Below are 25,858 nucleotides of genomic sequence, written 5' to 3'. Positions count from 1 at the left end.
TCCGCCAGTGCGGCCCTGGCGCGCGAACGGCTCGCCGGGGCCGCCCCGCTGAACTCCAGGGGTTCCGCCCGGGTCACTCCAAGACCCGTCGGCGAAATCCGACCCCACCGCCCCCCGCTCCGTGGAGACCTCGATGATCGACCTGTACTACTGGACCACCCCCAACGGCCACAAGATCAGCCTGTTCCTCGAAGAAAGCGGCCTGCCCTACCGCATCCATCCGATCAACATCTCCAAGAACGAGCAGTTCCAGGCGGATTTCCTGAAGATCTCGCCGAACAACAAGATCCCGGCGATCGTCGACGACGAGCCGGCGGACGGCGGCGAGCCACTGAGCCTGTTCGAGTCCGGCGCCATCCTGCTGTACCTGGCGAACAAGACCGGCGCGTTCATCCCCCAGGACCTGCGCGGCCGCGAGGAAGTCCTGCAATGGCTGTTCTGGCAGATGGGCGGCCTCGGCCCCATGGCCGGCCAGAACCATCACTTCGCCCGCTTCGCGCCGGAGAAGATTCCCTACGCCATCAAGCGCTACGTGGACGAGACCGCGCGCCTCTACGGCGTGCTGGACAAGCGCCTGGGCGATCGCGAGTTCGTCGCCGGCGCCGACTACAGCATCGCCGACATGGCGATCTACCCGTGGATCGTCTCCCACGAATGGCAAGGACAGAATCTCGACGACTTTCCCCATCTCAAGCGCTGGTTCGAAGGGATCAAGGCGCGCCCGGCCACCGTCCGCGCCTATGCCCTGGTCGCCCGGATCAATCCCGAGGCGGCGAAAAAGTAGCCGCGGCGGCGCTTGCGCGGCACGCGGGGGCTGACTAACGTAGCGCGCTTCCCCCGCTGCCCCTTTCAGGAGAGTCCGCAGCATGGTTCCGCCCGCCCTCACGCGTGTTTTCCCGCGCTTCGCCGGTGCCGCCGCCTTCGCCGGCGCCGTCGCCCTCAGCGGTTGCCAATCCCTGGTCGAGGACCGCTACGCGGCCAGCGTGGCGCCCGACCAGGGCAGCTTCCGTATCCAGGGTCTGGCGCAGACCGCGGTGGTCCGGCGCAATGCGCTGGGCATGCCGCTGATCGAGACCAACACCTTCTACGACGCGCTGTTCACCCTCGGCTACGTGCACGCCAGCGACCGCCTGAGCCAGATGGTCGGCATGCGCCTGATGGCCGAGGGCCGCCTGGCGGAACTGGCCGGCCCCGGGGTGCTGGAAATCGACCGCTTCATGCGCGCGGTGAACCTGAAGAAAAACGCCGAGGTGCTCTACAAGAACGCCTCGCCGCGCCTGAAGCAGTTCTTCGACGTGTATGCCCGCGGGGTCAACGCCTACCTGTTCCGCTACCGCGACAAGTTGCCGATGGACCTGGCCGAGGCCGGCTACCGCCCGGCCTACTGGAAGGCGGAAGATTCGGTCATGTTGTTCTGCCTGTTGAACTTCGGCCTGTCGGTCAACCTCCAGGAAGAATTGGCCTCCCTGGTACTGGCGCAGAAGGTCGGGGCCGACAAGCTGGGCTGGTTGTTCCCCACCTACCCCGACGAGCCCCTGCCCTTCGAGGAAGCGGCCAAGCTCAAGGGCGTCGACCTCGGCGGGCAAATGCCCGGGCTCGCCGCCCTGGACCAGGTGGCCGGGCAGATCGCCAGCCTGGACATGCTCGGAGTGGCCGCGTCGAATAACTGGGCCATCGCGCCCCAGCGCAGCCGCGGCGGCAAGAGCATCCTGGCCAACGACACCCACCTGCCGCTGTCGATGCCCTCGGTGTGGAATTACGTGCAGTTGCGCTCGCCCAAGTACCAGGCCGCCGGCATCACCCTGGCCGGCGTGCCGGCGATCGTCGCCGGGTTCAACGGCAAGCTGGCCTGGGGCATGACCATGGTCATGGGGGACAACCAGGACCTGTTCCTGGAAAAACTCAAGCGCCAGGGCAACCGCACCTATTACCTCGCCGACGGCACCTGGCAACCCACCGTCGAACGCCACGAGACCTTCTTCATCAGGGGCGAACGGCCGATCCGCGAAACCATCCTGGAAACCCGCCACGGCCCCCTGCTCAACTCGGTACTCGGCGAACGCAAGCACCCGCTGCAACCCTTGAGCCTGAAGAGCGGCCTGGGGATCGCCCTGCAGAGCATGTCCTTCGAGGCGGACAAGAGCCTCGACGCCTTCTTCGACCTGTCACGCGCGCAGTCGGTGGACAAGGCCCACGAGGCCACCCGCGAGATTCGCTCCAGTGGCCTGAACATGCTCTACGCCGACGCCGGGCACATCGCCTGGCAGGTCACCGGGCGCTACCCGAACCGCCGCGAGGGCACGGGCCTGCTGCCCTCCCCCGGCTGGGACGGCCGCTACGACTGGGACGGCTATGCCGACCCGATGCTCTACCCCTACGACCAGGACCCGCCCCAGGGCTGGCTGGGCACCGCCAACCAGCGCACGGTGAGCGGCGGCTACGGCGTGCAGTTGTCCAACTCATGGCACTACCCGGAGCGCGCCGAACGCATCGCGCAACTGGCGGGCGGCGGCAAGCAGGACACCGCCAGCACCATCGCCATGCAGTACGACAAGACCACCCTGTTCGCCGCCAAGCTCAAGGCGATGCTGCAGGACCCGAGCATGGCGAAGCCCCTGCAACAGGCGATTGGCAGCCTGCCGGCGGACGCACGCGGCAAGGCGCGCGAAGCGCTGCAGCGGCTGCTGGCCTTCGACGGCCGGCTCGCGCCGAATTCCGCGGATGCCGCGGTCTACGCCCAGTTCCTCCGGGAGAGCGCGCGGCAGATTTTCCTCGACGAACTGGGCCCGGACGACAGCCCGGCCTGGCAGGCGCTGATGCAGGCGTCCGACCTGTCCTATTCGGCCCAGGCCGACCACCTGCTCGGACGCCCCGACAGCCCGTTCTGGGACGACGTGCGCACGCCGCAGAAGGAAGACAAGCCGACGATCCTCGCGCGCAGCCTGGCCGCCACCGTCGACGACCTGGAAGCCCGCCTGGGCAGCGACCGCAAGGCCTGGCAGTGGGGCAAACTGCACCGCTACACCTGGGTCTCCGACAGCAGCCGCCTGGCGCCCTATATGAGCACGACCCAGCGCGCCGGTATCCGCGCCTTGCGCGACTACCTCGACCGCGGCCCCTACCCGGCGGGCGGCGACCACACCACCCTGGACGTCGCCGCCTACCATTGGGGCGCCGCCGAAGCCGACACCTGGCTGATCCCGGCGATGCGCCTGATCGTCGACTTCAACCGCGACGAGCCGATGCTCGGCCTGAACAGCTCCGGCCAATCCGGCAACCCGGCCAGCGGGCACTACGCGGACGGCATCGACGCCTGGCTCAAGGGCCGCTACATGAGCTTCCCGTTCAAGCCGGAGAACCTCGACAAGGTCTATGGCAGCAAGCGCCTGATCCTGGTGCCGGGGACCTGAACCAGGGTCCGCGCACCCGCCGGCGCGGACCGGCGGGTGTCGCGGAGCGCGCGGCCGTCCCTGGCTTCGCGCGCCGCGCCGGCCGGCGAACAGGCCGAACTTAGCCAGCGCCACGGGGCTCATAGCAACATGCCCCCTTTTCTGGCGCCCCTATGGATCTGGTCATCGCCCGCCCCGAAGGTCTCTACTGCCCCCCCGGCGATTTCTACATCGATCCCTGGCGACCGGTGGAGCGCGCGGTCATCACCCACGGTCACGGCGACCACGCCCGCGGCGGCAGCGTACGCTACCTGGCGGCGGCGCCCGGGGAAGGTATCCTGCGCGCCCGCCTGGGCGCCGACATCGACCTGCAGACCCTGCCCTACGGCGCGAGCCTGGATCACCACGGCGTGCGGCTGAGCTTCCACCCGGCCGGCCATGTGCTCGGCTCCGCCCAGGTGCGCCTGGAATACCAGGGCGAAGTCTGGGTCGCCTCGGGCGACTACAAAGTGGAGGCCGACGGCACCTGCACCCCCTTCGAGCCGGTGCGCTGCCACACCTTCATCACCGAATCCACCTTCGGCCTGCCGATCTACCGCTGGCAACCCCAAGCGGAAATCTTCGCCGGGATCGACGCCTGGTGGCGTCAGAACCAGGCCGAGGGCCGCGCCAGCGTGCTGTTCTGCTACGCCTTCGGCAAGGCCCAGCGCATCCTCCACGGCATCGACGCGAGCATCGGCCCGATCCTCGCCCATGGTTCGGTGGAACCGCTGAACCAGGTGTACCGCGAAGGCGGCGTGCGGCTGCCCGCCACCCAGTATGCCGGCGACTTCAAGAAGGCCGACCCGGCCCTGCGCCAGGCGCTGATCCTGGCGCCGCCCTCGGCCGGCGGCAGCACCTGGATGCGCCGCTTCGGCGAGTATTCGGATGCCTTCGCCAGCGGCTGGATGATGCTGCGCGGCACCCGCCGCCGGCGCGGGGTGGACCGCGGCTTCGTGCTCTCCGACCACGCCGATTGGCCCGGCCTGCTGTGGGCCATCGAACAGACCGGCGCCGAGCGGGTGATGGTCACCCACGGCTCGGTCAACGTGCTGGTGCGCTACCTGCGCGAGCGCGGCCTGGATGCCCAGGGCTTCGCCACCGAGTACGGCGACGACGAGGAAAGCGAAGACCCGAAGCAGGAGGTCGACGCCGGATGAAAGCCTTCGCCGACCTCTATGCGCGCCTGGACGCCACCACCTCGAGCAACGCCAAGCTCGCCGCCATGCAGGACTACTTCCGCGACGCGGCACCCGCCGACGCCGCCTGGGCGGTGTATTTCCTCGCCGGAGGCCGGCCCCGGCAAATGGTCCCGACGCGTCTGCTGCGGGAACTGGCGGTAGCCGCCGCCGACCTGCCGGAGTGGCTGTTCGAGGAAAGCTACCAAGCGGTCGGCGACCTGGCGGAGACCATCGCCCTGTTGCTGCCGGAAAGCGACCACCGCAGCGAGGCGGGCCTGGCCCATTGGGTCGAGGATTACCTGCTGCCGCTGCGCGGCCGCCCGCCGGAGGAGCTGGCCGAGCGCTTGCCGCCGCTCTGGCGGCAGCTCGACCGGCAGAGCCTGATGGTCTGCATCAAGCTGATCACCGGCGCCTTCCGCGTCGGTGTGTCGAAGCTGCTGGTGACCCGTGCCCTGGCCTCCCTGGCCGGGCTGGACGCCAAACGTGTCGCGCAACGCCTGGTCGGCTACACCGACCTGTCGCACCGGCCCAGCGCCGACGGCTACCTGCGCCTGATCGCCGCCGAATCCGCCAGCGAACACGCCCAGCGCGGCGGCCAGCCCTATCCGTTCTTTCTGGCCCACGCCCTGCAAGCCCCCCACGCGCAGTTCGAAGCCTTGCTCGGCCCGGCACAGGACTGGCTGGTGGAATGGAAGTGGGACGGCATTCGCGCGCAGTTGGTGAAGCGCGACGGACGCCTGTGGATCTGGTCGCGGGGCGAAGAATTGGTGACCGAGCGCTTTCCCGAGCTCCACGAGCTGCTGGACCCACTGCCCGACGGCACGGTGATCGACGGCGAGCTGGTGGTGTGGAAAGACGATCGGGTGCAGCCCTTCGCGCTCCTGCAACAACGCATCGGGCGCAAGACCCTCAGCCGCAAGCTGCTGGAGGACGTGCCGGTGCGCATGCTCGCCTACGACCTGCTTGAATTCGGCGGCGAGGATTGGCGCAACCGTACCCAGCAGGAACGCCGCGACGCCCTGGAAAAAGTTCTCGCCGCTTGCGCCAGTCCCCTGCTGTCGCCCTCGCCGCTGCTGATCGGCGACGACTGGGAAGACCTCGCGCGACAACGCGAAGCCTCCCGCAGCCTGGGTGTCGAGGGCATGATGCTCAAGGCCCGCGACTCGCTGTACGGGGTAGGCCGCACCAAGGACATGGGCGTCTGGTGGAAATGGAAGATCGACCCCTTCAGCGTCGACGCCGTGTTGATCTATGCCCAGCGCGGCCATGGACGCCGCGCCAGCCTCTACACCGATTTCACCTTCGCCGTCTGGGACGCCGCGCCGGGCGCCTCGGCGCGCAGCCTGGTGCCCTTCGCCAAGGCCTATTCCGGGCTCACCGACGAGGAAATGCGCAAGGTGGACGCCATCGTGCGCAAGACCACCGTGGAGAAATTCGGCCCGGTGCGCAGCGTCACCCCGAGCCTGGTGTTCGAACTGGGCTTCGAGGGCATCGCCCTGTCCAAGCGACACAAGAGCGGCGTCGCCGTGCGCTTCCCGCGCATGCTGCGCTGGCGCCACGACAAGGGCATCGAAGATGCCGACACCCTGGCGACCCTGCAGGATCTCCTGCAATGAGCGGGCCCCGCGCGGAATGAGCCTGGGCTCGTCCTGGCTGGCCGGGCGCGGCTGGAAACCCTTCGCCTTCCAGAAAGAAGTCTGGGCCGCAGTGAAGCGCGGCGAGTCCGGCCTGCTCCACGCCACCACCGGCGCCGGCAAGACCTACGCGGTGTGGCTGGCCGCGCTGAACCGCTTCGCCCGCCCGACGCCGGCGCTCACCGCCGCCGGCAAGCCGCGCAGCCGCAAACCCGCCGCCGCGCCCCTGAGCCTGATCTGGATCACCCCGATGCGCGCCCTGGCGGCGGATACCGCGCGGGCCCTGGAAGCCCCCCTCGCCGAACTGGACATCCCCTGGACCCTGGGGCTGCGCACCGGCGACACCGGCAGCGCCGAACGCGCGCGGCAGTCGCGCAAGCTGCCCAGCGCCCTGATCACCACGCCGGAAAGCCTGACCCTGCTGCTGACCCGCGCCGATGCCCGCGAAGCCTTCGGGGCGCTGCGCATGCTGGTGGTGGACGAATGGCACGAACTGCTCGGCAACAAGCGCGGCGTGCAACTGCAACTGGCCCTGGCACGCCTGCGGGCGTGGAACCCGCACCTGATCGTCTGGGGCCTGTCCGCCACCCTCGGCAACCAGGCCCACGCCCTGGAGGTGATGCTGCCCGAGGGCGGCGGCCGCCTGGTACAGGGCCAGACGCCCAAGGACCTGCGGGTGGATACCCTGCTGCCCGACAGCCTGGAGCGCTTTCCCTGGGCGGGCCACCTGGGCCTGCGCATGCTGCCCCAGGTGATCGCCGAGCTGGAGAGCAGCGCCACCTCCCTGGTGTTCACCAATACCCGCTCGCAGTCCGAGGTCTGGTACCAGGCGTTGCTGGAAGCGCGACCCGACTGGGCCGGGCTGATCGCCCTGCACCACGGCTCCCTGGCCCGGGAAGTCCGCGACTGGGTCGAGCTGGGGCTCAAGGAAGGTCGCCTGAAGGCGGTGGTCTGCACCTCCAGCCTCGACCTCGGCGTGGACTTCCTGCCGGTGGAGCGGGTGCTGCAGATCGGCTCGCCGAAGGGCGTGGCCCGCCTGATGCAGCGCGCCGGCCGCTCGGGCCACGCCCCGGGGCGACCGTCGAGGGTCACCCTGGTGCCTACCCACAGCCTGGAAGTGGTGGAAGCCGCCGCCGCCCACGACGCCGTGGCGGCACGGCAGATCGAGGCGCGGCATTCGCCGCACAAGCCGCTGGACGTATTGGTGCAGCACCTGGTCAGCATCGCCCTGGGCGGCGGCTTTCGTCCGCAGGAACTCTTCGCCGAGGTGCGCACCACCTGGGCCTACCGCGACCTGAGCGAGGCCGAATGGGACTGGGCGCTGGCGTTCGTCCGCCACGGCGGCCATTCGCTCACCGCCTACCCCGACTACCGTCGCGTCGAGCCGGATGCCGACGGCCTCTGGCAGGTTCCCGACCCGCGCCTGGCGCGGCGCCACCGGATGAGCGTGGGGACCATCGTCAGCGACGCCAGCCTGAACGTGAAGTACTGGAGCAAGGGCGGCACCGGGGGCGCCCTGGGCAGCATCGAGGAAGGCTTCATCGCGCGCCTGCGGCCCGGCGACTGCTTTCTCTTCGCCGGGCGTACCCTGGAACTGGTGCGGGTCGAGAACATGACCGTCTACGTCCGCCGCGCCGCCACCCGCAAGGCCGCGGTACCGCGCTGGAACGGCGGGCGCATGCCACTTTCCAGCGAGCTGGCGGATGCCGTGGTGGCCAAGCTGGGCGCCGCCGCCCGCGGCGAGTACGCCAGCGCCGAGATGCGCCTGGTGCGTCCGCTGCTGGAGTTGCAACAGGGTTGGTCGGCGCTGCCCGACGAGGCCAACCTGCTCGCCGAGGTGCTCAAGTCCCGCGAGGGCTGGCACCTGTTCCTCTATCCGTTCGCCGGCCGCCACGTGCACCTCGGCCTGGCGAGCCTGCTGGCCTGGCGCCTGGCCCGGGAGCGGCCGCTGACCTTCTCCATCGCGGTCAACGACTACGGCCTGGAGCTGCTCTCGGCGACCGAGGTGGATTGGTCGAACCTGCTCACCCCGGCGCTGTTCGAGGCCAAGGACCTGCTGCACGACGTGCTCGCCAGCCTCAACGCCGGCGAGCTGGCGCGGCGGCGCTTCCGCGAGATCGCGCGGATCGCCGGGCTGGTGTTCTCCGGCTTCCCCGGGGCGAACAAGAGCGCCCGCCAGTTGCAGGCGTCCAGCGGGCTGTTCTTCGACGTGTTCAAGCAGTACGACCCGGATAACCTGTTGCTCGGCCAGGCCCAGGAAGAAGTGCTGCGCCAGGAGCTGGAACTGGATCGCCTGGAACAAAGCCTGGCGCGCCTGCGCGAGCGCCACTTGCTGGTGCGGCCGATCAAGCGGCCCACCCCGCTGGGCTTTCCGCTGTTGGTGGAGCGCTTCCGCGAAAGCATGAGTTCGGAAAAGCTCGCCGACCGCATCGCGCGCATGGTGCGCGACCTGGAACGGGCGGCCGGCCCCGAAGCCACCGACCCGCTGTCCAGCCCGGCGCCCGAACCCACCACGCGGAAGCGCGGATGAACGCCCACCAGGCCATCGCCCTCGATGGCGAGGAACTCTGGCTGCTGGCCGACAAGGCGATCTACTGGCCGGCGCGGCGCGCGCTGCTGATCGCCGACGCGCATTTCGGCAAGGCCGCGGCCTATCGCCGCCTGGGCCAACCGGTGCCCCATGGCACCACCGCCACCAACCTGCGCCGCCTGGACGCTTTGCTCGCGACCTACCCGTGCAGCCAGGTGATCTTCCTCGGTGACTTCCTGCACGCGCGGGAATCCCGCGCGCCGGCGACCCTGGCCGCTCTCGCCGAATGGCGCGCGCGCCACGCGGGGCTGGAGATGCGCCTGGTACGCGGCAACCACGACAAACGCGCCGGCGACCCCCCGGCCGCGCTGGCCATCGAGACCCTCGCCGAGCCCTATCTGCTCGGCCCCTTCGCCCTGCAGCACGAACCCCACCCTTGCCCCGGCCGGCGGGTTCTCGCCGGTCACCTGCATCCGGTCTACCGCCTCGAAGGCCGCGGCCGCCAGCGCCTGCGCCTGCCGTGCTTCTGCCTCGACGACGGCCTGCTCCTGCTGCCGGCCTTCGGCGATTTCACCGGCGGCATGGCGGTAGACGCGCTAAGCGGACGGATGCTCTACGTGGTGGGGGATGGCGGCGTGTGGCAGGTGGCGGGCACGGGGGGGCGACGGCAGGCGGCAACGGCGCCGCAGGAAGAGCGGGGAGAAGAAGCGCAAGAACGCGGCGGGCGGTGAAGGGTTACGGCGAAGGGCGGCCCGAGAGGGCGAGCCGCCGCAGGGTCAATCCTGGGTGATGCCGGTGATCACGATCCCGTGCTTTTCCAGGCGGGCGATGGTGGGCTCGGGGTGGTCGTCGGGTACGTCGTTGACCTTCTTCTCACCCAGCTCGCCCTTCTTCAGCACCGATTTCAGCACCAGTTCGGCGGCCTCGGCCATTTCCGGCTTGTGCGACAGCTCGGTTTCCAACACCTGGGTGCTGTTGTCCTGGCTGTAGGCGATTTTCCATAGGCTCATCGGAATTCCTTACTGCGACTTCGAGGGGACGGACGCTCCGAAAAGAGCGTCCGTGGCGAACGGGCTCAGACGACCGGAGCCGGGGGCGGCTGGTCGGGCTCGGTGGGCACGCCCGGTTCGAAGGGCTGGTCCGGCACACCGGGTTCGCTGGGACCGTCCGGGCCGGGCTGGCCGGGGATGCCGCCCTCCAGCAGAACCGAATCGTTCGCGCATTGAAACAGGCCCGCGATCAGGCCCATCTGGGCCAGGCCGATGCCTGGCAGGTTTTGTTCGATCCCTGTGATGCTCATTCGCCGATCCTCCGACAGTTATCCAGCATGTGCCGGTTTTCATGGGTACCGTCGGTAGAGCACCGCGGGCGGCGAATAATTCCGGTTATTCGTCGGCTCCCGCCGGGCGGCGCGCTCAGGTCTTCGGCAGGGTTACACCGGTCTGTCCCTGATACTTACCGCCGCGGTCCTTGTAGGAGACTTCGCAAGCCTCGTCAGACTCGAGGAAGAGCATCTGCGCGACACCCTCGTTGGCGTAGATCTTCGCCGGCAGGGTGGTGGTGTTGGAGAACTCCAGGGTCACGTGGCCTTCCCATTCCGGCTCCAGCGGCGTGACATTGACGATGATCCCGCAGCGCGCGTAGGTGCTCTTGCCCAGGCAGATGGTCAAGACGTTGCGCGGAATGCGGAAGTACTCGACGGTGCGCGCCAGGGCGAAGGAGTTCGGCGGGATGATGCACACCGGTCCCTTGACGTCGACGAAGCTGCGCTCGTCGAAGTTCTTCGGGTCGACGGTGGCCGAGTGGATGTTGGTGAACACCTTGAATTCGTCGGCACAGCGCACGTCGTAGCCGTAGCTGGACACCCCGTAGGAAATCAGCCGCTCGGCGCCCTCGGTGCGCACCTGGCGCTCGACGAAGGGCTCGATCATTCCCTGTTCCTGGGCCATGCGGCGAATCCACTTGTCCGATTTGATGCTCATGGCGGGCGTCCTGAGAGGCGGCTGAAAAGATGAGGGCGAATCTTACCGGGATGCGCCGGGTGCGGCAAAGCGCATCGCCCGGCGGGTTCAGGGCTGGCGGGTGAGCAGTTCGCCGAGGGTGATGGCGAACATCAGCAGCAGCCAGAACAGGCTGGCCAGGGCGAACACCCGCACCAACGCCGAACTGGCGCGCAGCTCCACCAGCCCGAGCAGCAGCACCAGCGCCTGGACGCCGGCGAGCAGCATGATCGGCAGCGCCGGGGCCGGCTTCAGCCCTCCAGCCAGCGCCATCTGCACCAGCAGCAGTGCCAGCAGGCACAGGTAAGCCAGCCACGCCCGGCGCTTCATGCGCCCCTCCCCGCCAGGTACAGCGAGGGATAGAGGAACAGCCAGATCAGGTCCACCGCATGCCAGTAGAGGGCGATCATCTCCACGCTGATCGCCCGTTGCGGAAACACCAGGCCACCGCGCCAGGTTCGCGCCGCCAGGCCGAGGACCAGGGCCACCGCCACCAGGATGTGCACGCCATGCAGGGCGGTGGCGGTGAAATAGACGTTCATGAACAGACGCGCCGCGCCGGCCTGCAAGGGCGACTCCAGGCCGAAGCCGGGCAACAGCCCTTCGTGGTACTCCTGGGTGTATTCCACCGACTTGCCGACCAGGAAGCCCGCCCCGAGCACGGCCGCCGCCAGCAGCCAGCCGATCAGCCTCCGCGCCTCGCCGGCCCGGGCGGCGGCCAGGGCCAGGGTCATGCACAGGCTGCCGCTGAGCAGCAAGGCGGTGTTGCCGCTGGCCAGCAGCCAATGCATGGACGCCAGGGCCTCGGCCACTTCCTGCGGATGGGCCAGGCGGTAGAACCAGATCACCAGCAGCAGGCCGCCGAACATCATGATTTCGCTGGCGATGAACAGCCACATGCCCAGGCGGTCGGCCTCGCCCTGCTGGGCGAGGCTCGCGAACGGCTCGGCGGGCCGCGCCTCAGAGCGGCTCACGGGAAGCCTCGGGCGAATAGTCGTAGGCCTCGAAGTCCACCACCACCGGGCGGGTGAAGTTGTGCTCCGGCGGCGGCGACGCGGTGCGCCACTCGAGCCCCGCCGCGCCCCAGGGATTCACCGCCGCGCGCTGGCCGTAGCGCAGCGACCAGATCAAGTAGAACACCGGCAGCGCATAGGCCACCGCCAGGATCGAGGCGCCCGCCGAGGACATCACGTGGAGGAACTGGAAGTCCGCCGGATAGCTGTGGTAACGCCGTGGCATGCCCAGGTAGCCCAGCAGGAACTGCGGGAAGAAGGTCAGGTTGAAGCCGCAGAAGATCATCACCGCGGCGATCCGCCCCCAGAGCTCCGGATACATCCGCCCGGTGATCTTCGGCCACCAGAAGTGCAGCGCGCCGAAGTACCCGGCCACCGCCGCGCCGACCATGATGTAGTGGAAGTGCGCCACCACGAAGTAGGTGTCATGGGCGTGCAGGTCCGCCGCCAGCAGGGCGAGGAACAGCCCGGTCACCCCGCCGACGATGAACAGGCCGATGAAGGTCAGGGCGAAGAGGAAGGGCGCGTGGACGGTCAGGTCGCTCTTGTACAGGGTCGCGGTCCAGTTGTAGGCCTTGATCGCCGAGGGGATGGACACCAGGAAGCTGAGCAGGGAGAACACCATGCTGGCGTACATCGACTGCCCGGCGACGAACATGTGGTGGCCCCAGACCATGAAGCCGATGATCGCGATGGCGATGCTGGAGAAGGCCACGAAGCGGTAGCCGAAGATGCGCTTGTGCGCCGAGGCGGTGATCAGCTCGCTGACCACACCCATCGCCGGCAGGATCATGATGTACACCGCCGGGTGGCTGTAGAACCAGAACAGGTGCTGGAACAGCAATGGATCGCCGCCCAGGCGCGGGTCGAACACGCCGATGCCGAACAGGTGCTCGGCCGCCACCAGCACCAGGGTGATCGCCAGCACCGGGGTGGCCAGCACCAGGATGATCGAGGTGGCATACATCGACCAGACGAACAGCGGCAGGCGGAACCAGGTCATCCCCGGCGCGCGCAGGGTGTGGATGCTGACGATCAGGTTGATCCCGGTGAGGATCGACGAGAACCCGGCGACGAACACCCCGCAGATCACCGCCACCACGTGGCCATTGCTGAACATCGTCGACAGCGGCGTGTAGAAGGTCCAGCCGGTATCCACCCCGCCCAGCACCAGGGCCAGCAGGGTGAACAGGCCGCCGCCCATCAGCAGGTACCAACTGATCAGGTTCAGCCGCGGGAACGCCAGGTCCCGCGCGCCGATCATCAACGGCACGAGGAAATTGCCGAACACCGAGGGAATCGAGGGGATCAGGAAGAACCAGACCATGATCACCCCGTGCAGGGTGAAGGCGCGGTTGTAGCCATCGGCGGTGAGCAGGTCGCCCTCCGGGGTGACCAGTTCGATGCGGATCAGGCTGGCGGCCAAGCCGCCGACGAAGAAAAAGAATGTCACCGCCAACATGTAGAGCACGGCGATGCGCTTGTGGTCGACGCTGAACAGCCAGGCGCGCAGGCCGTGGCTGGCGTCCAGGTAACTGCGCGGCGCTTCGGGCAGGGTCGCCGGGGTCGGGGTCATTGCGGGTCCTCGGTATGGGGCGGGCTCGGGTCGGGAGGGGTGTCGGCCAGCGAGCGGATGTAGGCCACCAGACGCGCCACCGCTTCCTCGTCCATCACGTGGGTGTAGGTCGGCATCACCGGCGCATAGCCGGCCACCACCTGTTTCTGCGGCAGCAGGATGCTGTCGCGCAGGTAAGCGTCGTCGGCGACCACCCGGCTGCCGTCGGCCAGGGCCACGCTGCGGCCGTAGAGGCCCTGCAACGGCGGCGCGCGGGTCACCGAGGCGACGGCGTGGCAGCCGCTGCAACCGAACTGGCGGAACAGCGCCTCGCCCTGGGCGGCCAGGCTCGGCGCGTCGCCGGCGCCTTCCAGCCAGCGCTGGTAGTCGCTCGGGCTGAGCACCACCAGGCGCGCGCCCATGGCCGCATGGTCGGTGCCGCAATACTCCGCGCAATACAGGTCGTAGGTGCCGGGGCGTTCGGCCTGGAACCACATCTGCGTGTAGCGTCCCGGCAACACGTCCTGCTTCACCCGCAGGCTAGGCAGGAACAGGCTGTGGATCACGTCCTCGGAGATCATCGTCAGCTTCACCGCGCGCTCGGCCGGCACGTGCAGGGTGTTGATCTCCCGCTGGCCGCCGTGGTGCTGGAACTTCCACATCCATTGCTTGGCGGTGACCTGGATCTCCAGGGCGTCGGCCGGCGGCGTGCGCGCCTCGAAGAACAGCCGCGCGGAATACACAAACAGCACCAGGGCACCGATGAAGGGCAGCAGCATCCAGGTGATTTCCACCTTCAGGCTGCCGTCCGGGCGGTGATCGCGCAGGGCCGCGCGGCCGCGCCGATAGCGGAAGACGAAGATCCACAGGAACACGAACACCGGCACCACGAACAGCGCCATCATCCCGGTGAAGCCGATCACCAGCCAGTCCACCTGCTCGGCGTAATGGGAGCCCTGTTCGGGCCACAGGCTGACGAAGCGGTCGAGGCTCATCGGCCGCCCTCCTCGTCCGGCGCGCGCCGCTCGCGGCGCAGGGTGACGCCGATGAACACCGCCAGCGCCAGGGCGGTACCGACGCCGCCCACTTGCAGCAGGTGGATCACCAGGCTGTTGTAGGTGCCGCTCTGCGGGTCGTAGTGATAGCAGAGCAGCAACAACTGCTCGCCGAGGCTGCCCAGCTTGCCCTGGCCGGCTTCGGTCAGGCCCAGGCGCAGGTCGGTGGGCTGATAGCCGAGCCCGTAGAGCCAGCGGGACAGCCGGCCATCGGCGGTGAGCACCGCCACCGCCGAAGCATGGGCGTACTGCTTCAGGTCGGGGTCGTAGCGATAGCGGAAGCCGATGGCCGCCGCCAGCGCCTCGCTGTCCGCCGCCGCGCCGGTGAGGAAGCGCACGCCCTCGGCTCGCGCCAGCTGCGGCCAGCGCTTGGCCAGACGTTCCTGTTCGCGACGGGCGTCCTCGGGGGTTTCCGCGGGGTCGAAGCTGAAGGCGATCACCTGGTAGTCCACTCCCGCGCGATAGGACACGTTGGCCAGCATGTTGAACAGGGTCGCCAGGGCCGGGCCGCAGACGTTCGGGCAGCGGTAATAGACCGGCACCAGCAGCACCGGCCGGATGTCCAGCAGTTCGCCGAGGACCACGGAGCGGCCATCCTGGTCGGTGAAGCGCGCGGCCGTGGCAATCCGCTCGCCGCGCCGCTGGGCATCGATGCCCACTTCGGTGAAAGGATCGAACACCGGCGCCGCCCGGGCCGATAAGGCCAGCACGCCGAGTGCCACGGCGACGATCCAGGCACGCAGCCTACGGCCGTTCATCGCCGTTCCTCGCGGGTTTTCGCCGGGTTCGGCCAGCCGCGCGCCTGCAACAGGGCCTGCGCCTGGGACAAGGGAATGTGCGCCACCCCGGCGGCCCGGTCGACCCAGCCGTAGCCTTGCAGGCGCCGTTCGGCGCGATGGGCGAGGGCCTGGCCAGCGGCCACCGGGTCGGCCTCCAGGCGCGGTTCCGGGGCGCGCAGGCGCTCGCTTTCCAGGTCGGTCAGGGGCGGTTGCGCCCGCTCGTCCTGGACGCGCAGGCCGTCGAGCATATAGGCGACCCCGACCGCGGTGGCCAGCAGCGCGACGAGGATCAGCGTCGCCGCCAGCAGGATCGCGCGGGGCTCGGCATCCTGCCGTTCGTGGCCTTGCGCCAGGGAAAGCGGATCGACCCGTGGCTCGCTCATCGATACTCCTTCGTTCGTTCTCGCGTATCCCGGCCAAGCGCCAGCGCCACCAACAGCGCCGCGTAGCCGAGGCTGGCCAGCAGGCCGAGGGCGACCGGGAGCGCGCCTCCGGCCGCATCGCCCAGGGCCGGCAACACCAGCCAGAGCGCTTCCAGCAGACCGCCGAGCAATAGGCCCAGGCAGGCGAAGCGCAGCACCCCGGGCCGCGTGCCCCAGGGCGAGCCCAGCGCCGCGGCCAGCAGTATCTGGCCGAGGCCCAGCAGCAGACCCACTCCGCCCCAACCCGCCCCCGAGCGCCGTTGGTACCAGCGGATTTCGTCGGGCAGGTCCACCGACCAGACGATCAGGTACTGCATGAAATGCAGGTACAGCCACAGCAACAGGCCGGCCAGCAGCAAGCCGCGCAGCACCTCGGGGCGCGCCAGGGGCCGCGTCGCCAGGGCCAGCAGGCCGGCGAACGCCAGGGCGGCGAGCAACTGGCGCACGATCAGCAACAGCCCGAACAGGGTCGACAGGAAGCGTGGGTCCAGGGCCATCAGCCAGTCGTAGGCGGCCAGGGTCGACACCAGCACCAGGGCGATCGCCCCCAGCCCGCAGCGCCGTGGCTGGCCGTCGAGGGCCAGGCGCCACAGGCCCAGGCAGGCGGCCAGGTAGAGCAGTTGGCGCACCACGAAGGCCGACGGGCTGAGATAGACGCCGCGGAAGCCCTCGGCGGTCTGGCCGACCCAGGGGTAGAGCAGGCCCAGCCCCAGGCACACCGGCAGGCCCATCAGCGACAACCCGGGCAGGCCGGTCATGCCGCGCCGCAGGCCGGGACCCAGGGTGTCGCGCCAGGCGCCGTCCACCAGGGGTAAGGACAGCGCCAGCAGCAGGCTACCCAATGGCAGGGCCGAGCCGACCACCAGGCCGACCAGGCCGCCGGCCGCCGCGGCGGCGGGGTGCCAGCAGGCGACCAGGGCGAGGATCGCCAGGCTCAGGCCGGCGAAGCCCAGGCACGAACGGCGCCAGGCGGCCTTCATGGCGCCACCTCCCGCAAGGCATCGCGCTGCGCCGCCGGCAATTCCGCGACCGGTGCGTGCTGGCTCAGTTGCAGGGCGCGGATGTGCGCGACGATCGCCCAGCGATCGGCGGGCTGCACCCGCGCCGCGTAGCCGTACATCTGCCCGTAGCCATTGGCGATCACTTCCAGGACGTGTCGGTCCGGCGCCTGCCGCAGGCGTTCTTCGGTGAACGCCGGCGGCGCCGGGAAGCCACGCGCCACCACCAGCCCGTGTCCGTCCCCGGCCAAGCCATGGCAGGGCGCGCAGTAGATCCGGTAACGCTCGGCGCCGCGCGCCAGCAAGGCCGCGTCCAGCGGCGGACGCTGCGCCAGCGCGGCGTCGCGGGCGGCCTGCTCGCGGGACACCGTGCCGGGCGGCGGCGCCTGATCGACCTTGCCATCGGGGAAGAATGCACTGGGCGCCTGGTCCTTGGCCTTGCGCTGGCGGCTCATGTCGTCGCAGCCGGCGCACAGCAGCGTCGCGGTCAAGCCCAGGCAGAGCAGGCGCAGGCGGGTCACGCGGTCACCTCGCTGACGCTCAGGGCGCGCTCGCCGAGCCAGGCGGCCGTGGCCTGCGGGTCGAACGCCGGGTCGCTGGCCTCGATCAGCAGGAAGAACCGGTCGTCCGAGGCGCGGGCGAAGGCCTCGCCGTCGAACAGCGGGTGATGCAGCAAGGGCAAGCGGCACAGCAGCAGCATGCCCAGCACGGCGGACGCGGCGGCGAAAAACACCCCGAGCAGGAAGCTCACTACCACGAAGGACGGCAGCGCCACCAGGGGCCGGCCGCCGATGTTCAGCGGGTAGTCCAGGCTGCCGCCGACCTGCATGAACAGCCCCAGCGCCACGCCGAACGAACCGCCGGCGAAGGCGATCCAGGACACCCGGCGATCGCGCGGCGCGAGCACGCCTTCCAGTTCCTCCAGGGGGAACGGGCTGAACGCTTCCAGGCGACGGTAGCCCTGGGCGCGGGCGGCCCGTGCCGCGTCCACCAGGCCACGCGGATCGGCGAATTCGGCGAGCAGCCCGCCGCGCGGCTCAGTCATGCCCGACCTCCCGCGCGCGGTGCAGCGCCTGCTTGACCTCGAACGCCGAGACCATCGGCACGAAGCGGATGAACAGGCTGAAAGGCACGATGAACACGCCGAAACTGCCGAGGAACAGCGCCCACTCCCAGACCGATGGCGTGTAGCCGCGCCAGGAGGACAACAGGAAATCGCTGGTCTGCGGGGTGATCAGCAGCATGAAACGCTCCGCCCACATGCCCACCAGCACCGCCACGGCGACCGCCGCCAGGGCCGCCGGGCTCTGCCGCACGCGGCGCCACCAGAGCGCCTGCAACAGCCCCACGTTGCAGCCGATGGCCAGCCAGAAGGCCCAGGCGGTGGGCCCGGCGAGGCGTGCCAGGGTCACCTCGATCTCGTGGCGGTCGCCCGAGTAGAAGGCCATGAACACATCGGCGAAGTAGCCGTACGAGGTCAGCCAGCCGGTGGCCAGCAGCAGGCGCCCGAGCATGTCCAGGTGACGCGGGGTGATCAGCATCTCGATGCGCAACAGCCAGCGCAGACCGATGGCGATCAGCGCCACCAGGGCGAAACCGGAGAACACCGCGCCGGCGACGAAGTACGGCGGGAACACCGTGGAGTGCCAGCCGGCCTGGACGCCCAGCGCCATCAGGAACGAATAGCCGCCGGAGACGGCGAACACCAGCGGCACCGCCAGCAACGCGATGGCCCGGTAGGCGCGCCGCCAGTGTTCCCAGTGGCGGGACGAACCGCGCCAGCCCAAGGCCAGCAGGCCATAGGCGAGCTGGGCGAAGCGCCGCCGCGAACGGTCGCGGGCGGCGGCGAAATCCGGCAAGGCGCCCAGGTAGAGGAACATCAGCGACACCGACAGGTAGGTCAGCACGGCGAACATGTCCCAGGCGGTCGGGCTCTTGAACTGCGGCCACAGGCCCATGCTGTTGGGATAGGGCATGGTCCAGTAGAACAGCCAGGGCCGGCCCAGGTGGAGGATCGGGTAGAGCCCGGCACAGACCACCGCCATCAGCGTCATCAACTCGGCCAGGCGGTTCAACGAGTTGCGCCAGGGCCGGTCGAGCAGCAACAGCAAGGCGGAGATGAAGGTGCCGGCATGGCCGATACCCAGCCACCAGATGTAGTTGAGGATGTCGAACGCCCAGTTCACCGGGGTGTTGTTGCCCCAGACCCCGACGCCGCGCCAGAACAGCACGATCACCGCCAGCAGGTAGATGCCCAGCAGCACGCCGCCGAGGCCGAACAGGCACCACCAGGCACGCGGGCGCGGAAAGGCGTGGGCGACGTCCAGCACCCGCCGCGAGACCTCCTGGTCGCTGAGGTCGGCCGGGAGGAAGTGCGCGGTGGCGTGGAACGGCGGCCCCGCCGGCGGCAGGTCGCGGGAACGCGGCTCATGCATCCTCGCCGGCCTCCGACCCCTCGTCGAGGCGCGCCAGGTAGGTGGTGCGCGGGCGGGTATTGAGCTCTTCCAGCAGGGCGTAGTGGCGTACCGAGTCGCGCGCGCGACTGATCGCGCTGGCGCGGTCGGCGATGTCGCCGAAGCGGATCGCCTCGGCCGGGCAGGTCTGCTGGCAGGCGGTGCGCACCTCGCCGTCGGCCAGCGGGCGGTCGGCCTTTTCCGCCTCGATGCGCGCCTCGCTGATGCGCTGGATGCAGTAGGTGCATTTCTCCATCACCCCGCGCCCGCGCACGCTGACGTTGGGATTGCGCTGCGCCTGCTGCGCCGGCAGGTCCTTGGCGTTCCAGTCGTACCAGTTGAAGCGGCGCACCTTGTAGGGGCAGAAGGACGAGCAGGTGCGGGTGCCGATGCAGCGGTTGTAGACCATCTCGTTGAGGCCGTCCGGCCCGTGCACGGTGGCGCTGACCGGGCAGCCGGTCTCGCAGGGCGCCTGCTCGCAGTGCATGCAGGGCACCGGCTGGAACGCCGAGCGCGGCGCCTCCGGCGTGCCCTCGTAGTAGTGGTCGACCCGCAGCCAGTGCATGGCGCGCCCGGCGGCGACCTGCTCCTTGCCGACCACGGCGATGTTGTTCTCCGCCTGGCAAGCGGTGACGCAGGCGTTGCAGCCGGTGCAGAGGTCCAGGTCGATGAGCAGGCCCCACTGCGGTCCGACCGGCGCGGCCGAGCGGTACAGGGTCGGCGGCTCCTCGGCCGGTGGCGCCGCCGCGGCGGCCTCGGCCCGGCTCAGGCTGCGGATCGGCGACGCACTGTCGAGCAGGTGGTGGGTCTGGGTGCTGGCCAGCAGGGTGCGCTCGCCGGTGGGCGCCAACCGCGCGCCCTGGCGCTCGCCGCGGCCCGCCGCGTCGAGCAAGGTCGCGGCACGGTAGCCGAGCCGGTTGCCGACCCGTCCGGCGCGGCTGCGCCCGTAGCCGGCGTAGAGGGCGATCACCTCGTCGACCTGCCCCGGTTCGATCCAGGCCGGGCCGCGCAGACGGCGGCCGTCCAGGCTGACCTCCAGCAGATCGCCGTTGGCCAGGCCGTAGCGGGCCGCCAGGGCTGGCGATACGCCGACCACGTTGTCCCAGGTGAGTTTGCTGATCGGCTTGGGCAGTTCCTGCAACCAGCCGAGGTTGGCGAAGCGGCCGTCCCAGATGCAGGGGTCGGGACGGATCTGCAACTCCAGGGCCTGCGCCGCCGCGCTGGGCGCGAGCGCCACCGGCGCGGCGCTCGCCACCTGTAGCGCCGGCGCCGCGCCGCCGAGGAAGCCACGGGCCACGCCGGCGCGCCAGGCCGCGTCGTCCTGCTCGCGCCAGGTCTCGCGGACCAGGCTCAGCCCGTCGGCCTCGCCGTCGCCGAGGCAGGCGGCGAGGATCTGGTGCAACGAGCGGGCGCTGTACAGCGGGCGCACCAAGGGCTGCTGGATGCACGGGCTGCCGTCCACCGCGCGGGCGTCGCTCCAGCTGTCGAGGGCGTGGCTCATCGGCAGGTGCCAATGGCAGTGGGCGGCGCTTTCGTCGTAGTAAAGACCCGCGTGCAGGCGCAGCGGGACGCGTTGCAGGGCGGCGCTGAAGTCGAGTTCGTCCGGCGCGCCATAGACCGGGTTGCAATCCAGCAGCAGCAGGCTTTCCACCTCGCCGCGCTGCATCCGTCGGGTGAGGCTCTGTAGGCTTTCCCAGGGTTGCTCGCCGGCATGCCCGAGCAGCAGCGGCTCGGCGTAGTCCAGGCTGTGGCCGACGTTGCCGAGGCGCTGGTTGAGCCGGTGCGCCAGGGCCTGCACCGCCTCGGGCGTGCCCGTGCCGGCGCTGATCAGGCCGCGGCCCGGGTGCGCGGCCAGGCGCCCGGCGACCTGGGCGATCCAGGCGCGTTGCGCCGGGTCCAGGCGCGGCTCGCCCGCCAGGGGTTCGCCCAGGGCTTGCGCCAGGGCCAGGGCCAGGTCCGGCCATTGCGACGGCGCCAGGCGCAGGCGATCGCGGGCCGCCGCGCCGGTCAGGCTGGGCAGCGCCTCGACCACGAACAGCGAGGCCTCGCCCTGCCCAGTCGCCGCCGCGCGCCGGCGCTGCGCCCAGCCGCGCTGGTGCAGGGTCTGCCGCGGCCCCGGGCCGAGCAGGTCGTCGTCCAGGCACAGCAGCACCTCGGCGTTCTCCAGGCGCAGGCGGGTGTCCAGGGCACGCCCGAAGGCCGCGCGGCTGGCGGCGTAGCGCGGCGTCTCGGCGAAGGCTTCGCCGTGGTACAGGCGCGCCTCGGGCCAGCGGCGGCGCAAGGCGTCGAGCTGGCGTTGCAGGGTCGGCGAGGAACTCGCGCCGCAGAGCAGGTGCAGGCCACGGCCTTGGACGGCGTCGAGCCGCGGCAGGTGGTTGGCCATCGCCCGGTGGAAGGCCGCCCAGTTGCTTTCGCGGCCCTTGTAGCGCGGCGCCTGGGAGCGGTCGGGGTCGTAGAGCTGGAGGATCGCCGCCTGGGTGAAGGCGTCGCAGGCGCCAGCCGCGGCCGGATGCTCGGGGTTGCCTTCCAGCTTGGTCGGGCGCCCGGCATGGGTCTTGCCCAGGATCGGCTGCGCGTAGCCGGCGAAGGGCACGGCGCTGGCGTACCACAGCGCCTTGCCGGGAATCAGGTTTTCCGGTTGCTCGACGTAGGGCACCGCCTGCTCGGGGGTCTCGCCGCAGGCGCTCAGCCCGGCCATCGTCAGGGACGCGCCCATCAGTTGCAGGAAGCGACGGCGGTCCAGCAACGGCGCGGCGCCGGGGAATTCCGCCTCCAGCAGGTGTTGCACCTCCGGGCGCCGCGCCAGGCTTTCCAGGCTGCGCCAGTAGGTCTTGCCGGTCTGGCCTGCGAGCTCCCCGCGCAAGGCGGCGAAGTCGAAGGGCATGTCCCCTGCCCCGCTCATCGGTGACAGACGCCGCAGGAGGTGAGCCGCGCGGGATCGATGTGGCGTTCGCGCATCAGGCGTTCGCCGAGCTGACGGCGATCCTCGTCGGTGTGCCAGTCCATGTCGGTGACCGCCTCGGGCGGGCGCAGGCGCGGCGCCGGGTCGCGGTGGCAATCGAGGCAGAAGCTCATGCTCAGCGGCTCCGCCTTGTGCAACAGCGGCATGCGCTCGACCTGGCCGTGGCAACTGACGCAACCGACCCCCGACCGCACGTGTACGTCGTGCTGGAAATACACGTAGTCGGGCAACGCCACCACCCGGTTCCAGCGCAGCGGCCGATTTTCCTCCAAGCTGCGGCGCACCGGCGCGAGCATGTCGGCCTGGGTCCAGAGTTGCGAATGGCAGCTCATGCAGGTGTGGGTCGGCGGGAAACCCGCGCGTGGCGAGTCCTCCACCCCGGCGTGGCAGTAGCGGCAATCGATCCGCAGCGCGCCGGCGTGGTGCTGGTGGCTGAACGGCACCGGTTGCCGGACCACCCAGCCGCGGCCGGTCTGGTAGTCGGAGCGCTCCAACAGCAGGGCGACGATGAACACGCCGATGAGTCCCCCCAGGGTGACGAGCATGGCGACGCGAAACCAGGTGTCAGCCGCGCGGCTGAAAATCTGTGCCATCGCCTCATGACCTTGAACAGTGGCGTCCGTGAAAAGCGCCGGGGCTCAACCCCGGCACGTGCCGACCGGCGACCGCGCTGGCCGCCCGCGCAGGGCTCAGCGCGACAGCAATTGCTTGGCGCTCTGCTTGATCACGTCCCAGGTGTTGGGATCGCCGTGCAGGATCGAGCCGAGCAGCGCCCTGGACTGCTCTAGGCTGATGTGCGGCGGCAGGGGCGGCACGCTGGGGTCGGTGACGAACTCAATCACCACCGGCCGGTCGGCGGCCAGCGCGTCCCGCCAGGCCTCGGCGATCCGTTCGGGATCGTCCACGCGGATGCCCTTGAAGCCGAGCATCTCGGCATAGCGCGCATAGGGGAAGTCGATCACGTCCTGCGCCTCGGAGAACTTCGGATCGCCGCCCAGGGCGCGCTGTTCCCAGGTCACCTGGTTGAGGTCGTGGTTGTTCAGCACCAGCACGATGAAGGTCGGGCTGCTCCAGCGCTTCCAATACTGCTGGGCGGTGACCAGCTCGGCATTGCCGTTCATCTGCATCGCGCCGTCACCGACGATGGCGATCACCGGTCGTTGCGGATGCGCCAGCTTAGCGGCGATGGCATAGGGCACGCCGCTGCCCATGGTCGCCAGCTTGCCCGACAGCGAGCCCATCATCTCGCCGCGCATGCGGATGTCGCGGGCGTACCAGTTGGTATGGGAACCGCTGTCGCCGCAGAGGATGGCATCCTCCGGCAACTGCGCCGAGAGCTCCCAGAACACCCGTTGCGGGTTGATCGGCTCGGCGCTCTCCATGGCCTTGGCTTCCAGTTCCTTCCACCAGGACGCGACGTTCTTCTCCACGCCCCGGCGCCAGGCGCCATGGCGTTTCGGCTTGAGCAGCGGCACCAGGCGGCGCAGGGTCTCGGCGGAATCCCCCAGCAGCGACTGCTCGATGGGATAGCGCATGCTGAGGTTGCGCGCGTGCAGGTCGATCTGCACCGCGCGGGCCTGGCCTTCCTCGGGGAGGAATTCGGTATAGGGAAAGGTCGAGCCGACGATCAGCAGGGTGTCGCATTTCTTCATCAGCTCGTAGCTGGCGCGGGTGCCGAGCAGGCCGATGGAGCCGGTCACGTAGGGCAGTTCGTCGGACAGCGCGGCCTTGCCCAGCAGGGCCTTGGCCACCCCGGCGGACAGCGCCTCGGCAACCTGCATGAGTTCGGCGCGGGCGCCCAGCGCACCGGCCCCGGCGAGGATCGCCACCTTCTTGCCGGCGTTGAGGATTTCCGCCGCCTTGAGCAATTCCTCCTCGTGGGGATAGGGCCGCGGCTGGGGGACCCCGGTGCCGGAAAGCACGTTGCCATGGACGTGGGGCGGGCTTTCCACCGCGGGCATCTGCTGGATGTCGTTGGGAATGATCACCGTGGCGATCTGCCGCTCAGCGATGGCGATGCGCAGCGCGCGGTCGACCACGTGGCGCAGTTGCGCGGGGGTGACCACGGTTTCCACGTAAGCGGAGACGTCCTTGAACAGCGTCTGCAGGTCGACTTCCTGCTGGTAGTCGCTGCCCAGCGAGGACGCCGCCTGCTGGCCGACGATGGCCAGCACCGGCATGTGGTCCATCTTCGCGTCGTAGAGGCCGTTGAGCAGGTGGATCGCGCCCGGCCCGGAAGTGGCCATGCAGACGCCGACCTCGCCGGTGAACTTGGCATGGGCGCCAGCCATGAAGGCGGCCATTTCCTCATGCCGCACGCGGATGTAGTCGAAGTCCTCGGCGTGGCGGCCCATCGCCCCCATGATGCCGTTGATGCCGTCGCCGGGGTAACCGAAGATCCGCTTGACGCCCCACTGGCTCAGCCGTTCCAGCAGGTGATCGCCGACAGTCTTGCTCATGTTGCCTCCTCTGACAGGTGAAAGGCCTTCCGCGCCGGCGCCGGACGGGCGTCACGGGGGCGGGGAAGCCGCTGGGCAGGGACGGGATCGCGAAACCGCGAAACGCGCGACCGGCTGCCCGCTCTGCTAGAAGGGACTCGACGGGGTTACAAATAGTTGCAGGAAATGCCCGGAACCCGGGTGGCGGCATGGGTTCGCCGGTTCCCGCGGCGGATGCCTGCGGGCCGGAGAACGGCGCCGGGCGCGGCGATCCGCGCCCGGCGCGACGGCTCAATCGTCGCTGATGACGATGTTCGGCATGGCGCCGGCCTGGCCGCCCTGGGCGATGCGCGCGCCGACGCTGCGGGCCATGTTCTGGTAGATCATGGCGATCTGGCTTTCCGGGTCGGCGATGGCGGTCGGCCGGCCGCCGTCGGACTGCTCGCGGATCGCCAGGGACAGCGGCAGCGACGCCAGCAGGTCGACGTCGTACTGGGCGGCCAGCTTGCCGCCGCCGCCCTCGCCGAACAGGTGCTCGACGTGCCCGCAGTGGGAGCAGATGTGCACCGCCATGTTCTCCACCACGCCGAGTACCGGGATGTTCACCTTGCGGAACATCTCCACGCCCTTCTTCGCGTCCAGCAAGGCCAGGTCCTGGGGCGTGGTGACGATCACCGCGCCGGCCACCGGGACCTTCTGCGCCAGGGTCAGGTGGATGTCGCCGGTACCCGGCGGCATGTCCACCACCAGGTAGTCGAGGTCGTCCCAGGCGCTCTGGGTGATCAACTGGAGCAGCGCGCCGGAAACCATCGGCCCGCGCCAGACCACCGGGGTGTTGTCGTCGGTGAGGAAGGCCATGGACATCACCTGGACGCCGTGGGCCTGCAGCGGCACGAACCATTTCTGGTCGCGCACCTGCGGACGGCTGCCCTCCGGCAGGCCGAACATGATGCCCTGGCTGGGGCCGTAGATATCCGCGTCGAGGATACCCACCCGCGCGCCCTCGCGGGTCAGCGCCAGGGCCAGGTTGGCGGCGGTGGTGGACTTGCCGACGCCGCCCTTGCCCGAGGCCACGGCGATGATGTTCTTCACGTTGGCCAGCGCCGGAACCTGGTCCTGGGCCTTGTGCGCCTCGATCCGGCAGTCCACCTGGACCTCGGCGGCGTCCACGCCGTCGAGGCCTTCCAGGGCCATCCGCAGGGTCTGCGCCCAGCCGTTCTTGAACAGCCCGGCGGCATAGCCCAGCTCCAGGCGCACGCGGACCCGGCTGCCCTGGATGTCGACCTCGCGCAGGCAACCGGCGCTGACCGGGTCCTGGTCGAGGTGGGGATCGGTGTACTGACGCAGGGTGGCTTCCACCACGGCGCGGGTGATCGCACTCATGTGACACTCCGAAGGCTAAGCGAAACA

23 protein-coding genes are annotated in these 25,858 nt (G+C 69.8%); 6 read left to right on the top strand and 17 right to left on the bottom strand.

Going from position 1 to position 25,858, the window contains the following annotated elements; all coding sequences use genetic code 11:
* The first annotated feature begins 133 nt into the window (after positions 1-133).
* The 6 genes from OGL92_RS00695 (at position 134) to pdeM (ending at position 9,504) form a co-directional block, all read left to right on the top strand.
* Entirely contained in the window at positions 134-784 is a 651-nt protein-coding gene (locus OGL92_RS00695; RefSeq protein ID WP_263138858.1) for a glutathione binding-like protein, read from the top strand.
* An 82-nt stretch (positions 785-866) separates the two neighbouring features.
* Positions 867-3,410, top strand: coding sequence for a penicillin acylase family protein (locus OGL92_RS00690; protein WP_263138852.1), 2,544 nt, complete (start codon positions 867-869; stop codon positions 3,408-3,410).
* A gap of 152 nt (positions 3,411-3,562) precedes the next feature.
* The gene (locus OGL92_RS00685) at positions 3,563-4,588 is read left to right on the top strand and encodes a ligase-associated DNA damage response exonuclease (RefSeq protein ID WP_263138851.1); all 1,026 of its coding nucleotides are present in this window, start codon (positions 3,563-3,565) and stop codon (positions 4,586-4,588) included.
* Positions 4,585-6,225 (top strand): ATP-dependent DNA ligase, encoded by a 1,641-nt coding sequence (locus tag OGL92_RS00680; RefSeq protein ID WP_263138849.1) that lies wholly within the window; start codon positions 4,585-4,587, stop codon positions 6,223-6,225. The genes OGL92_RS00685 and OGL92_RS00680 overlap by 4 nt, the downstream gene beginning before the upstream one ends.
* A gap of 16 nt (positions 6,226-6,241) precedes the next feature.
* Positions 6,242-8,773: a ligase-associated DNA damage response DEXH box helicase gene (locus OGL92_RS00675; protein ID WP_263138847.1), complete on the top strand. Its 2,532-nt coding sequence runs from the start codon at positions 6,242-6,244 to the stop codon at positions 8,771-8,773.
* Positions 8,770-9,504 carry a ligase-associated DNA damage response endonuclease PdeM gene (gene pdeM / locus OGL92_RS00670; protein ID WP_263138845.1) on the top strand — a complete coding sequence of 245 codons (735 nt, stop codon included), beginning with the start codon at positions 8,770-8,772 and terminating at the stop codon, positions 9,502-9,504. Before OGL92_RS00675 ends, pdeM begins: the two co-directional genes overlap by 4 nt.
* A gap of 45 nt (positions 9,505-9,549) precedes the next feature.
* Here the strand turns inward: pdeM and OGL92_RS00665 are convergent, their stop codons facing one another.
* The 17 genes from OGL92_RS00665 to apbC form a co-directional block, all read right to left on the bottom strand.
* Positions 9,550-9,783 (bottom strand): hypothetical protein, encoded by a 234-nt coding sequence (locus OGL92_RS00665; protein WP_263138844.1) that lies wholly within the window; start codon positions 9,781-9,783, stop codon positions 9,550-9,552.
* Positions 9,784-9,848: 65 nt separating this feature from the next.
* Positions 9,849-10,073, bottom strand: coding sequence for a hypothetical protein (locus tag OGL92_RS00660; protein WP_263139599.1), 225 nt, complete (start codon positions 10,071-10,073; stop codon positions 9,849-9,851).
* A 115-nt stretch (positions 10,074-10,188) separates the two neighbouring features.
* Positions 10,189-10,755 carry a dCTP deaminase gene (dcd, locus tag OGL92_RS00655; protein WP_263138841.1) on the bottom strand — a complete coding sequence of 189 codons (567 nt, stop codon included), beginning with the start codon at positions 10,753-10,755 and terminating at the stop codon, positions 10,189-10,191.
* An 87-nt stretch (positions 10,756-10,842) separates the two neighbouring features.
* Positions 10,843-11,103, bottom strand: a complete 261-nt coding sequence (locus OGL92_RS00650; RefSeq protein ID WP_263138839.1) for a hypothetical protein — start codon at positions 11,101-11,103, stop codon at positions 10,843-10,845.
* On the bottom strand, positions 11,100-11,747 hold the full coding sequence (locus OGL92_RS00645; protein WP_263138835.1) for a cytochrome c oxidase subunit 3: 648 nt from the start codon (positions 11,745-11,747) through the stop codon (positions 11,100-11,102). The genes OGL92_RS00650 and OGL92_RS00645 overlap by 4 nt, the downstream gene beginning before the upstream one ends.
* The gene (locus OGL92_RS00640; protein WP_263138832.1) at positions 11,734-13,362 is read right to left on the bottom strand and encodes a cbb3-type cytochrome c oxidase subunit I; all 1,629 of its coding nucleotides are present in this window, start codon (positions 13,360-13,362) and stop codon (positions 11,734-11,736) included. Before OGL92_RS00640 ends, OGL92_RS00645 begins: the two co-directional genes overlap by 14 nt.
* Positions 13,359-14,336, bottom strand: coding sequence for a cytochrome c oxidase subunit II (coxB, locus tag OGL92_RS00635; protein WP_263138829.1), 978 nt, complete (start codon positions 14,334-14,336; stop codon positions 13,359-13,361). Before coxB ends, OGL92_RS00640 begins: the two co-directional genes overlap by 4 nt.
* Positions 14,333-15,154 carry an SCO family protein gene (locus tag OGL92_RS00630; protein ID WP_263138823.1) on the bottom strand — a complete coding sequence of 274 codons (822 nt, stop codon included), beginning with the start codon at positions 15,152-15,154 and terminating at the stop codon, positions 14,333-14,335. Before OGL92_RS00630 ends, coxB begins: the two co-directional genes overlap by 4 nt.
* Positions 15,151-15,558, bottom strand: coding sequence for a hypothetical protein (locus OGL92_RS00625; protein WP_263138818.1), 408 nt, complete (start codon positions 15,556-15,558; stop codon positions 15,151-15,153). The genes OGL92_RS00630 and OGL92_RS00625 overlap by 4 nt, the downstream gene beginning before the upstream one ends.
* Entirely contained in the window at positions 15,555-16,577 is a 1,023-nt protein-coding gene (locus OGL92_RS00620; protein ID WP_263138816.1) for a hypothetical protein, read from the bottom strand. The genes OGL92_RS00625 and OGL92_RS00620 overlap by 4 nt, the downstream gene beginning before the upstream one ends.
* Positions 16,574-17,116, bottom strand: a complete 543-nt coding sequence (locus OGL92_RS00615) for a cytochrome c (RefSeq protein ID WP_263138813.1) — start codon at positions 17,114-17,116, stop codon at positions 16,574-16,576. Before OGL92_RS00615 ends, OGL92_RS00620 begins: the two co-directional genes overlap by 4 nt.
* Complete coding sequence (locus OGL92_RS00610) at positions 17,113-17,640, bottom strand: DUF3341 domain-containing protein (RefSeq protein ID WP_263138812.1); 528 nt, start codon at positions 17,638-17,640, stop codon at positions 17,113-17,115. The genes OGL92_RS00615 and OGL92_RS00610 overlap by 4 nt, the downstream gene beginning before the upstream one ends.
* A complete protein-coding gene (nrfD, locus tag OGL92_RS00605) occupies positions 17,633-19,030 on the bottom strand; it encodes an NrfD/PsrC family molybdoenzyme membrane anchor subunit (RefSeq protein WP_263138810.1) in 1,398 nt (465 codons plus the stop codon). Before nrfD ends, OGL92_RS00610 begins: the two co-directional genes overlap by 8 nt.
* A complete protein-coding gene (locus OGL92_RS00600; RefSeq protein WP_263138808.1) occupies positions 19,023-21,932 on the bottom strand; it encodes a TAT-variant-translocated molybdopterin oxidoreductase in 2,910 nt (969 codons plus the stop codon). The genes nrfD and OGL92_RS00600 overlap by 8 nt, the downstream gene beginning before the upstream one ends.
* Positions 21,933-21,946: 14 nt before the next feature.
* Positions 21,947-22,603 carry a cytochrome c3 family protein gene (locus OGL92_RS00595; protein WP_263138805.1) on the bottom strand — a complete coding sequence of 219 codons (657 nt, stop codon included), beginning with the start codon at positions 22,601-22,603 and terminating at the stop codon, positions 21,947-21,949.
* A gap of 96 nt (positions 22,604-22,699) precedes the next feature.
* Positions 22,700-24,469, bottom strand: coding sequence for a thiamine pyrophosphate-requiring protein (locus OGL92_RS00590; protein ID WP_263138801.1), 1,770 nt, complete (start codon positions 24,467-24,469; stop codon positions 22,700-22,702).
* 270 nt (positions 24,470-24,739) lie between these two features.
* On the bottom strand, positions 24,740-25,831 hold the full coding sequence (apbC, locus tag OGL92_RS00585) for an iron-sulfur cluster carrier protein ApbC (RefSeq protein WP_263138797.1): 1,092 nt from the start codon (positions 25,829-25,831) through the stop codon (positions 24,740-24,742).
* Positions 25,832-25,858: the final 27 nt, after the last annotated feature.

The sequence above is a fragment of the Pseudomonas sp. RIT-PI-AD genome (assembly GCF_025642785.1).
Taxonomy (GTDB): Bacteria; Pseudomonadota; Gammaproteobacteria; order Pseudomonadales; family Pseudomonadaceae; genus Pseudomonas_T.
This window is presented reverse-complemented; position numbering and strand designations above follow the sequence as displayed.

Coding starts and splice junctions, on each gene's coding strand:
- apbC (WP_263138797.1), bottom strand. CDS start 25,831: ATGAGTGCGATCACCCGCGCCGTGGTGGAAGCCACCCTGCGTCAGTAC.
- OGL92_RS00600 (WP_263138808.1), bottom strand. CDS start 21,932: ATGCCCTTCGACTTCGCCGCCTTGCGCGGGGAGCTCGCAGGCCAGACC.
- OGL92_RS00620 (WP_263138816.1), bottom strand. CDS start 16,577: ATGAAGGCCGCCTGGCGCCGTTCGTGCCTGGGCTTCGCCGGCCTGAGC.
- pdeM (WP_263138845.1), top strand. CDS start 8,770: ATGAACGCCCACCAGGCCATCGCCCTCGATGGCGAGGAACTCTGGCTG.
- OGL92_RS00595 (WP_263138805.1), bottom strand. CDS start 22,603: ATGGCACAGATTTTCAGCCGCGCGGCTGACACCTGGTTTCGCGTCGCC.
- OGL92_RS00680 (WP_263138849.1), top strand. CDS start 4,585: ATGAAAGCCTTCGCCGACCTCTATGCGCGCCTGGACGCCACCACCTCG.
- OGL92_RS00650 (WP_263138839.1), bottom strand. CDS start 11,103: ATGAAGCGCCGGGCGTGGCTGGCTTACCTGTGCCTGCTGGCACTGCTG.
- OGL92_RS00610 (WP_263138812.1), bottom strand. CDS start 17,640: ATGACTGAGCCGCGCGGCGGGCTGCTCGCCGAATTCGCCGATCCGCGT.
- OGL92_RS00690 (WP_263138852.1), top strand. CDS start 867: ATGGTTCCGCCCGCCCTCACGCGTGTTTTCCCGCGCTTCGCCGGTGCC.
- OGL92_RS00675 (WP_263138847.1), top strand. CDS start 6,242: ATGAGCCTGGGCTCGTCCTGGCTGGCCGGGCGCGGCTGGAAACCCTTC.
- coxB (WP_263138829.1), bottom strand. CDS start 14,336: ATGAGCCTCGACCGCTTCGTCAGCCTGTGGCCCGAACAGGGCTCCCAT.
- OGL92_RS00625 (WP_263138818.1), bottom strand. CDS start 15,558: ATGAGCGAGCCACGGGTCGATCCGCTTTCCCTGGCGCAAGGCCACGAA.
- OGL92_RS00665 (WP_263138844.1), bottom strand. CDS start 9,783: ATGAGCCTATGGAAAATCGCCTACAGCCAGGACAACAGCACCCAGGTG.
- dcd (WP_263138841.1), bottom strand. CDS start 10,755: ATGAGCATCAAATCGGACAAGTGGATTCGCCGCATGGCCCAGGAACAG.
- OGL92_RS00590 (WP_263138801.1), bottom strand. CDS start 24,469: ATGAGCAAGACTGTCGGCGATCACCTGCTGGAACGGCTGAGCCAGTGG.
- OGL92_RS00660 (WP_263139599.1), bottom strand. CDS start 10,073: ATGAGCATCACAGGGATCGAACAAAACCTGCCAGGCATCGGCCTGGCC.
- OGL92_RS00640 (WP_263138832.1), bottom strand. CDS start 13,362: ATGACCCCGACCCCGGCGACCCTGCCCGAAGCGCCGCGCAGTTACCTG.
- nrfD (WP_263138810.1), bottom strand. CDS start 19,030: ATGCATGAGCCGCGTTCCCGCGACCTGCCGCCGGCGGGGCCGCCGTTC.
- OGL92_RS00685 (WP_263138851.1), top strand. CDS start 3,563: ATGGATCTGGTCATCGCCCGCCCCGAAGGTCTCTACTGCCCCCCCGGC.
- OGL92_RS00695 (WP_263138858.1), top strand. CDS start 134: ATGATCGACCTGTACTACTGGACCACCCCCAACGGCCACAAGATCAGC.
- OGL92_RS00630 (WP_263138823.1), bottom strand. CDS start 15,154: ATGAACGGCCGTAGGCTGCGTGCCTGGATCGTCGCCGTGGCACTCGGC.